General features: G+C 71.1%; 8 protein-coding genes. 4 read left to right on the forward strand and 4 right to left on the reverse strand.

Annotated features, from left to right (window positions below):
• Nucleotides 1-536: 536 nt before the first annotated feature.
• Complete coding sequence (locus AC08OJ_RS16445) at nucleotides 537-1,433, reverse strand: siderophore-interacting protein (RefSeq protein ID WP_476596193.1); 897 nt, start codon at nucleotides 1,431-1,433, stop codon at nucleotides 537-539.
• Nucleotides 1,434-1,821: 388 nt separating this feature from the next.
• Here AC08OJ_RS16445 and AC08OJ_RS16450 point away from each other — a divergent pair, with 388 nt between their 5' ends.
• Both AC08OJ_RS16450 and AC08OJ_RS16455 read left to right on the forward strand, forming a co-directional pair.
• Nucleotides 1,822-2,541, forward strand: coding sequence for an ArsR/SmtB family transcription factor (locus AC08OJ_RS16450; RefSeq protein WP_476596190.1), 720 nt, complete (start codon nucleotides 1,822-1,824; stop codon nucleotides 2,539-2,541).
• Nucleotides 2,542-2,543: 2 nt separating this feature from the next.
• Entirely contained in the window at nucleotides 2,544-3,260 is a 717-nt protein-coding gene (locus tag AC08OJ_RS16455) for an SRPBCC family protein (RefSeq protein ID WP_476593981.1), read from the forward strand.
• A 102-nt stretch (nucleotides 3,261-3,362) separates the two neighbouring features.
• On the opposite strand, the gene AC08OJ_RS16460 is transcribed toward AC08OJ_RS16455, so the two are convergent.
• Nucleotides 3,363-4,565: an aminotransferase-like domain-containing protein gene (locus AC08OJ_RS16460; RefSeq protein ID WP_476593980.1), complete on the reverse strand. Its 1,203-nt coding sequence runs from the start codon at nucleotides 4,563-4,565 to the stop codon at nucleotides 3,363-3,365.
• 621 nt (nucleotides 4,566-5,186) lie between these two features.
• On the opposite strand from AC08OJ_RS16460, the gene AC08OJ_RS16465 reads away from it, so the two are divergent.
• Together AC08OJ_RS16465 and AC08OJ_RS16470 are read left to right on the forward strand one after the other, a co-directional pair.
• Nucleotides 5,187-6,254, forward strand: coding sequence for an HpcH/HpaI aldolase/citrate lyase family protein (locus AC08OJ_RS16465; RefSeq protein WP_476593979.1), 1,068 nt, complete (start codon nucleotides 5,187-5,189; stop codon nucleotides 6,252-6,254).
• Nucleotides 6,251-7,195 carry an HpcH/HpaI aldolase/citrate lyase family protein gene (locus AC08OJ_RS16470; protein WP_476596191.1) on the forward strand — a complete coding sequence of 315 codons (945 nt, stop codon included), beginning with the start codon at nucleotides 6,251-6,253 and terminating at the stop codon, nucleotides 7,193-7,195. The genes AC08OJ_RS16465 and AC08OJ_RS16470 overlap by 4 nt, the downstream gene beginning before the upstream one ends.
• Nucleotides 7,196-7,351: 156 nt before the next feature.
• On the opposite strand, the gene AC08OJ_RS16475 is transcribed toward AC08OJ_RS16470, so the two are convergent.
• Entirely contained in the window at nucleotides 7,352-8,059 is a 708-nt protein-coding gene (locus AC08OJ_RS16475) for an MFS transporter (protein WP_476596194.1), read from the reverse strand.
• Nucleotides 8,060-8,062: 3 nt separating this feature from the next.
• A partial coding sequence (locus AC08OJ_RS16480) for an MFS transporter (RefSeq protein ID WP_476596192.1) occupies nucleotides 8,063-8,324 on the reverse strand: 262 nt, incomplete at its 5' end.

Consider the following 8,324-nt stretch of genomic DNA (forward strand, 5'->3'; position numbering starts at 1 on the left):
CCCGGGGGGCGGGCCGACCAGGTGCGGGAGCCGGAGCGGATCACGGTGGGCGCCGGCCGCCGGACCCCGCCGGGGTAGCGCGGTCACCCGGGGAGCCGGCAGATTCACCGACCCGGGTTCCCCGACGATGGGAGGCCCGGCAGGGGGTCTCGCGCTGTCCTCCGTCATGGGCCCCTCTTCGCCGACGGGCACCATTCGCGTGCCGGGTCCACCCGCCACCCCGTGCCGTCGTTCCCCGGTGGGTCGTCCCCGAGCGCCGTCGTCCGGTCCGTTCGTCGCCTTGTCCGTGCGACGGCTTGTCCGTGCGACGGCTTGTCGGCATGGAATGCCGTGGCGCGGTGGATCCCCGTGGTCGGGCGGTGCGCGCTGGTACGTGACCAGCCTGCCATGCGGTCGGGTTGCCCGCCGTGACGGAGCCCGGTTGCGTCGGCTACGAGTTGTTTGGCGGGCGAGGGCCCTGGGACGCGTCCCACCGAAATGCCGCACCCACGATCGGGTGGTCGAGGATCGGGTGGTCGAAGCAGGTGCCGACCCGGTCACCGCCGGCGCTCGGCGGCGCGGGCCTTCACGGTCGCGCTGAGGCCGCGCGCGGTGGTTTCGGCACGCTGCTTCAGCGGCCCGAGGGTGCGGCGCAGCCGATCGATCCGTCCCTCGCCGCCGCGGGTGACATCCGCCGCCTCGCCCTCCCCGTAGTCATGATCGGGATGGTCCGCCGCGCTCAGCCGCCAGTAGCCACGGGTCGACAGGTCGGCGCGGTCCAGCCCCGAGGCGAGCAGGTGACGGCGGATCCGGCGTACCGCCGTGGCCTCGCAGGCCACCCAGGCCGCGGTGCCGGCGGGCAGGGGTATGGCCCCGACGGCCTCGGCCAGCAGTGCGCCGGGAACCCCGCCGTTACGGTGCAGCCAGGTGACGGTCGTCGCGGGGGTGACCGGGAGAGCCCGCTGGCGGCCGGCGTCGCGAACCTCCGCCACCACGGTCACCGGTACCCGAGTGGGCAGCCGTTCCAGCACCGTCGCCAGTGCGGGCAGGCCGGTCTCGTCGGCGGCGAGCAGGTGGTGCGCGGCCGACGTCCGCACCTCGTATCCACCCCCCGGTCCGGCGATGGCGAGATGGTCACCGGGCCGGGCGGTACCCGCCCACCGCCCAGCCGGGCCCTCGCCGTGCAGGAGCATCTCGATCTCCAGTTCGAGGGCCTCAGCGTCGAACCGGCGCGGGGTGTAGGTCCGCACGATCGGGCGGGGCGCACCCGCCGGGAAGACGGGTCGTCCGTCCGGCCCCCAGCCCGGAACGGTCGGTTCGGTCTGCCCGTCGGCCGGCAGGAAGATCTTCACGTGCTGCGCGGCCCGGGGCAGCGAGAATCCGGCCAGCGCCGGCCCACCGAGCGTCACCGTCACCATGTCCCCGGTGAGCGGGGTGACGCGGACGACCCGCAGCCGGCGCGGGGCCGGCCGGGCGTGCCGCGGCGCGGGCCGGTTCTCCGCCTACGCCGACGGGCGGCCGTCGCGCCCGTCCGGTAGTCCGGTCGGGTGGGGCGTGGATGGCACGGAGGAGCCCGGCCCGAACGTCGACATCGGCTCTTGCGTCCTGCCTCTCGTGACCGCGGGCCGGACTGGTTCTGGCCCGCACGGACGAGCTTCAGGCCCGGGACGGGGCCGTCCCGACCTCCGCGAGCCCGGGTGGCATTCCAGGACGAACCTATGCCCCGCCATTCGGGCGATGACTCGCGGAGGGGCGCGACGGTCGTTCCGTACCTGCCCCGTACCTGCCCCGACAGGATCATCCTCCTTAACAAGGAAAATTTTCGGTAAGACGATGAGGCGCATGTTGGAGGTCGCAGTGATCGATGACCCGGCCGCCGCGGGGGCCGCGCTCGACCCGGTCCGGGCGAGTTTGCTGGCCGCGCTCGCGGAGCCGGGTTCGGCCAGCACCCTGGCCGCTCCCGTGGGGCTGTCACGTCAGCGGGTCAATTACCACCTGCGGGCCCTGGAGCGTCACGGGCTGGTCGAACTCGTCGAGGAACGCAGAAGGGGCAACTGCACCGAGCGCGTACTACGGGCGACGGCGGCCTCCTATGTGATCTCGCCGACCGCGTTGCCGGCGGTCGCCCCGGATCCCGGCCGGTCGCCGGATCAGCGCTCTGCCCGATGGCTGCTCGCGCTCGGTGCCCGGTTGGTGCGGGAGGTCGGCGACCTCATCACCGGTGCCACCGCTGCCCGGCAGCGGCTGGCGACGTTCGCGATCGACAGCGAGATCCGATTCGCTTCCGCCACGGACCGCGCCGCGTTCGCCACGGAGCTCGGGGAGACGGTTGCCGCCCTCGTTGGCAGGTACCACGACACCACCGCCGAAGGCGGGCGCTCCCACCGTTTCGTCATCGCCCTGCACCCGAGCGTCACGCGGCCCGAGCGGGTGGCTGTCGGATCCGATGCGGGGGAGGACGTCCTCGGCCTTGGCACCGCCGGTCCCACCGGCACCGACGGTCCCACCAACGCAGCTGGCCCCACCGGAACCGATGGCCCCACCGCAACCAAGGAGAACTAGAGATGTCCCGTGAGTTCGAGATCCGCCGCGAGGGCGTGCTGCCCACCTCCCCGGAGGAGTACTGGGACGCCGTGACCACCGGTAACGGCGGATGGCTGTGGCCGATGGAGTTCGAGCCCCGGCAGGGTGGCGCAGCGCCCTTCGGGGGCACGGTCACCGTCTGGGACCCGCCGCACCACCTCGTCACCCGGGTGGAGGGTGCGGACGGCTGGTTCAACCAGCTGGAACACGTGATCGAGGGCCGGGACGGCGGCATGACCTCCTTCCGCTACGTCCACAGCGGGATCTTCGTCGACGACTGGGAGAACCAGTACGACGGCGCCAGCCAGCACACCGACTTCTACCTGCACACGCTCGGCCAGTACCTGCGGTACTTCAGCCGCCGGCCGGTGACCTACGTCGCGGCCGACGCGCCGGCGTCCTCGACCGCGCCGGACGCGTTCGTCCGGCTGCGCCGCGAGCTCGGCGTCGCCGACGAGGTCGGCCAGGGCGACGCGCTGCGCGTCACCCTCCCGGGCATCGACCCGCTGGACGCCGTGGTCGACTACCTGCATCCCCACTTCCTCGGCCTGCGGACCGGCGACGGGCTGTACCGCTTCTTCGGCCGCAACGCCTTCGGCGCCCCGATCGGCATCGCCCTGCACCTGTTCGCCCCCGGCGCCGACCAGGCGAAGACCACCCAGGCCTGGACCGACTGGCTGCAGGACGTGTTCGCCTAAGCGCCTTTCCGTCGATCCCCGCCGTTTTGCCGATCTCCGCCGTTTCGTCGATCTCCGCCGGCTCGTGTCGGGCCGGCACCGGCACCCGGTCAGGGATGACGGTCATACTCCGAACGCCCGTGCCAGCCGCGTCAATCCCTCCGTGATCTCCACCGGCGGGTGCGTGGTGAAGGACAGGCGCAGCGTCGCGGGGTCCGGCGGCCCCGCGAAAAAAGGAGCACCGGGAACGTAGGCCACGTCGTGCTCCACCACGCCGGGCAGCAGGGCGGTGGCGTCGTGACCGTCGGGGAGGCGGGCCCAGACGAACATGCCGCCCTCGGGCCGGTTCCAGCTGCTCCCGGGCGGCAGTGCCCAGGCGAGCCCGTCGAGGAGCGCGTCGCGGCGTTCGCGGTAGGCGGCGCACATCCGCGCGATGTGCAGGTCGGGGTCGGCGTCGGCCAGATACCGGGCGGCGGCGGCCTGATCGACCGTGGAGGTGTGCAGGTCCGCGGCCTGCTTGGCGATCACGCAGGCCCGCCGCAGCATGGCCGGGGCCCGCAGCCAGCCCAGTCGCATCCCTGGGGCCATGATCTTGTAGAAGCTGCCGAGTAGGACGGTGCGGTCGGCGGCGTCGGCGAACGACGCGATCCACGGCTCCCGCGTGCCCTGGAAGCGCAGCTCACCGTAGGGGTCGTCCTCGACGATCCACAGGCCCTGCTCCGCGGCCACCCGGGCGACGGCCGCGCGGCGCGCCGCGGACAGCGTCCGACCGGTGGGGTTCTGGAAGGTCGGCACCAGGTAGAGCAGCCTGGGACGCTCGCGGGCCACCGTCTCCGCCAGCCGGTCGGGGAGGATCCCGTGCTCGTCGGTGGGGACGGGCACCACCCGGGCACCCGCGAGGCCGAGGCACTGCAGGGCAGCCAGATAGGTCGGATCCTCCACGAGGACCGCGTCACCCGGCTCCACGAGCGCCGCCGACAGCAGCGTCAGGGCCTGCTGCGAGCCCTTCGTGATCAGCAGGTCGTCCGCTCGGGTGGGCAGGCCGCGGCGCGCCAGGCGGTCCGCGACCGCTTGGCGCAGGTCCGGGTCGCCCTCCGTGGCGGAGTACTGCAGCACGCGCCGCGGCTCCTCGGCGAGCACCCGGTCGTAGGCGCGCCGGATCCCGTCGGCGTCGAAGAGCTCGGGAGCGGGTAGACCGCCGGCGAAGGAGATCACCTCCGGGCGGGCGGTCAGCGCGAGGATCTCCCGCACTGGCGAGGTGCGCACGGCGCCGGCTCGGGCGGCGAGACCGGGCACCGCAGCGGCGGGTGGAGCGGCGTTGGTCATGGCGGCTCCTCGAACTCCTTCTCCGGGTTCTCCCCGACGTACACGACCACTCGCCGCCAACCGCCGGGACGGCCGTACAGCGGCGTTCCAGCATGTGGACTGTGCTTCCCGCATCCTGGACTTTCTGGCGATCATAGCCATCGGCGCCGGCTCACGTGGCCGCCCGCGACTCCGAGCAGGCCGAGCAGCACGTTCACCAGGAATGGGGATGGCAGAGGTCATCATGCCCCTTCGTCTCGGGCGCAGACGATGTCTCCGATCGGGCTGGTTGAGGGGGCTGCTCGTGAACAGGCACCGAACGCCGACGGCGTGGGTAAGACGTCCGCACGGAGAAAGCCAGACTGCGGACCTGGACGGAATGGCGACGGGGAATTCTCCTGTCGCAGTGGTTTATGCGGAACTCATGGAACAGAAATAGAGCGCCCGGATCGCAGAGAATGCCTGCCGGCTGGACCACGACCTCGACGGTCGCGATCGGGCGGGAGATGATCAGGGGAGCGTGTCGGACATCGAACTGATACAGTCCGGCGGAGTCGAGTGTCGTCGACTCTAAGTGTCGCGCTGGTCGCCGGGAGTCCGGTCGCCCGGCACCGGCCAGGGTTCCTTCCCGGGAGACTTCACATGCGCAGCGCCAAGGATTTCTTCGCTCCCCTCGCCGTGGGGGCGCCACTCCCGCCTCGCGAGATCCCGTGGCGGCCGTCCCGGATGATTCACTTCTTCGACCCGAGCAACGAGAAGATGGCGGCGAAGCTGCCGCAGATCATCCCCCGGGTCGACGTGCTACTCGGGAACCTCGAGGACGGCGTCCGGGCGGACAACAAGATCGTTGCCAGGGAGAACCTGATAAAGATCGTCGACGGCGCGGACTTCGGTGAGACGCAGTTCTGGATCCGCCTGAACAGCCTCGACTCACCCTGGGGGCTTGACGACCTGCTCACGCTCGTGCCCGCCATCGGCGAGAATCTCGACGTGGTGATGGTGCCCAAGGTCCAGGGGGCGGAGGACATCCACTATGTGGACCGCCTCCTCGCCCAGTTGGAGGCAAAGGCCGGCCTGTCCCGCCCGGTGCTTGTCCATGCGATTCTGGAGACCGCGCGAGGGGTCGCGAACGTCGAGGAGATCTGCGCGGCAAGTCCCCGCATGCAGGGCCTGTCCCTTGGCCCGGCGGACCTGGCGGCGGACCGGCGGATGAAGACAACCCGTGTCGGCGGTGGGCACCCCGGCTACCTGGTACGCCAGGATCCGCGGCCGGACGACCCGGCGGCCGTCCGAGCCACGTTCCAGCAGGATCCCTGGCACTATACGCTCGCCCGGATGGTAGACGCCTGCGCGGCGAACGGGATCATGCCGTACTACGGGCCGTTCGGTGACATCGCCGACGTCCTCGCCTGCGAGGACCAGTTCCGCAACGCGTTCCTGCTCGGGTGTGTCGGGGCGTGGTCACTGCATCCCGTCCAGATCGACATCGCGAAGAAGGTCTTCAGTCCCGAGCCCGCGGACGTCGAGTGGGCAAAGCGCGTCGTCGCGGCCATGGGCGACGGAACGGGTGCCGTGATGGTGGACGGCACGATGCAGGACGACGCCTCGGTGAAGCAGTGCCGGGTCATCCTCACTCTCGCCACTCGCCTCGCCGCCCGGGACGCGCAGCTCGCGGCGGCCTACGGACTACCCGCGCCGGAGGCACGATGACCGGCACCGCGGCCGCGGGTTCCCCGGCGGGTCCCCCGCCCGCGGGCCTCCCGTCCGCCGCGTACCGTCCGCGGCGTTCCGTCCTCTACATGCCCGGGGCCAACGAGCGCGCCATGGAGAAGGCCAGGAATCTGCCGGCCGACGCGCTCATCCTGGACCTCGAGGACGCGGTGGCGCCCGTCGCCAAGGAGCGCGCCCGGGAGCAGGTCTGCACGGCGATGGCCGACGTCGCCTACGGCCACCGGGAGGTCACGGTTCGCGTCAACGCCCGCGGCAGCTCTTGGCATGCCGACGACCTGCGCGCCGTGGGACGGGTGGGCCCGGACGCCGTCGTGGTGCCGAAGGTCGAGTCGCCGTCGGACGTCCATGCGATCGAAAAAGGGCTCGAGGCGGCCGGCGCGCCGGACCGCACCATGATATGGGCGATGGTGGAGACACCTGGTGCCATCCTGCGCGCCCAGGAGATCGCCCAGGCGTCGCCCCGGCTCACTGTCCTCGTGATGGGCACCAACGACCTGGCCAACGAGCTTCGTGCCGAATTCGTGCCCGGCCGCGCCCCGCTGCTGACCGGCCTGGGACTGTGTCTGCTGGCCGCGCGCGCGAATGGAACCGTGATCCTCGACGGTGTCTACAACGACATCCGTGACGCCGACGGCTTCGCGGCGGAATGCCGCCAGGGCCGCGAAATGGGATTCGATGGTAAGACGCTTATCCACCCCAACCAGATCGAGACGTGTAACCGCACGTTCTCACCCACCGAGGCCCAGGTCGCGCAGGCCACGGAGATCGTGCGGGTGTGGGAGGAGGCACTACGCGAGGGCCGCGGAGTGGCGACCGTCGACGGCCGGCTGATCGAGAACCTGCACGTCGACAACGCGCGCCGGATTCTCGCCGTCAGCGCGGCCATCGCGGGTCTGGCCGACGGCCAGACGGCCTCCTGACGGTAGCTGTTCTGGCCGTAGCTGTTCTGACGGTGACAGTTCAGCCGCTCCGACGGCTGTAGGGATGCGACAGCCTCTCCACCGCGGTGGAAGCCACCGTCGTTCTCTGCCAGCGTGATCCAGACTCTCGGACCCGCGGGCGATGTCTCCTGTCGGTCAGTGCAGGGGCCGGTGCGCGGTCTCGGGGAGCCGGCTGAAGACCACGGTGCTGACCAGGGCGACGGCGGTGACGTACCAGCCGAAGGAGGCGGCGTGGCCGATGTCCACGAGGTAGGTGGCGACGTAGGGGCCGGTGCCGCCGAAGAGGGCGACGGAGAGCGCATAGGGGAACCCGATACCGGAGCTGTGCAGGCGCGCCGGGAACAGCTCGGCGACCACCGCGCTCGAGATGCACGACCAGCAGGCGAGAAACACCAGCCCCATGATCTGGACCAGGAGCAGCCTGGTGGTCGAGCCGTCCAGGAGGGCCAGCATCGGAACCGTGCCGACCACGAAGAAGGTGCCGAAGGTGAGCAGCATCGGCCGCCTGCCGACGCGGTCCGAGATCGCTCCGAAGACTGGCTGCAGGGCGAGGAAGATGGTCAGCGCGACGACACCGGAGAGCAGGCCGTGCTTGAGGTTGGAGCCCACCGTGATGTTCGCGTACGTCGGCAGGTAGGCGGTCCATACATAGAACACCAGCGCCGGGGCCGCGGTCAGCCCGAACACCTGGAGGGATTCCCTGGGATGCCGGCGGAGGAACTCGAACATGTCGGCACGACGGGCACCGGCCGGCTCGTCCGCCGTCTTAGTGAGGGTCTCCTTGGCGTGCGTCCGGATCCACATGCCGACCACGGCCGCGACCGAGCCGAGCAGGAAGGGGATCCTCTAGCCCCAGCTGGTCATGTTCTGCGAGTCCAGCGTGCTGGCGAGTAAGGCGCTGATTCCGATCGCCGCCAGGTTGGCCGAGGTCGCACTGATGTAGAAGAAGCTCGAGTACAGCCCCCGACGGCCATCCGGTGCGGACTCGATGAGAAACGCGCTTCCCGCGGCATACTCGCCTCCCGCGGAGGCGCCCTGGATCAGCCGGGCCAGCAGGAGCAGCGCCGGGGCGGCGACCCCGACCTGCTCGTAGGTGGAGGCAAGCCCC

It is taken from the genome of Frankia sp. CgKIO3, from assembly GCF_977946435.1.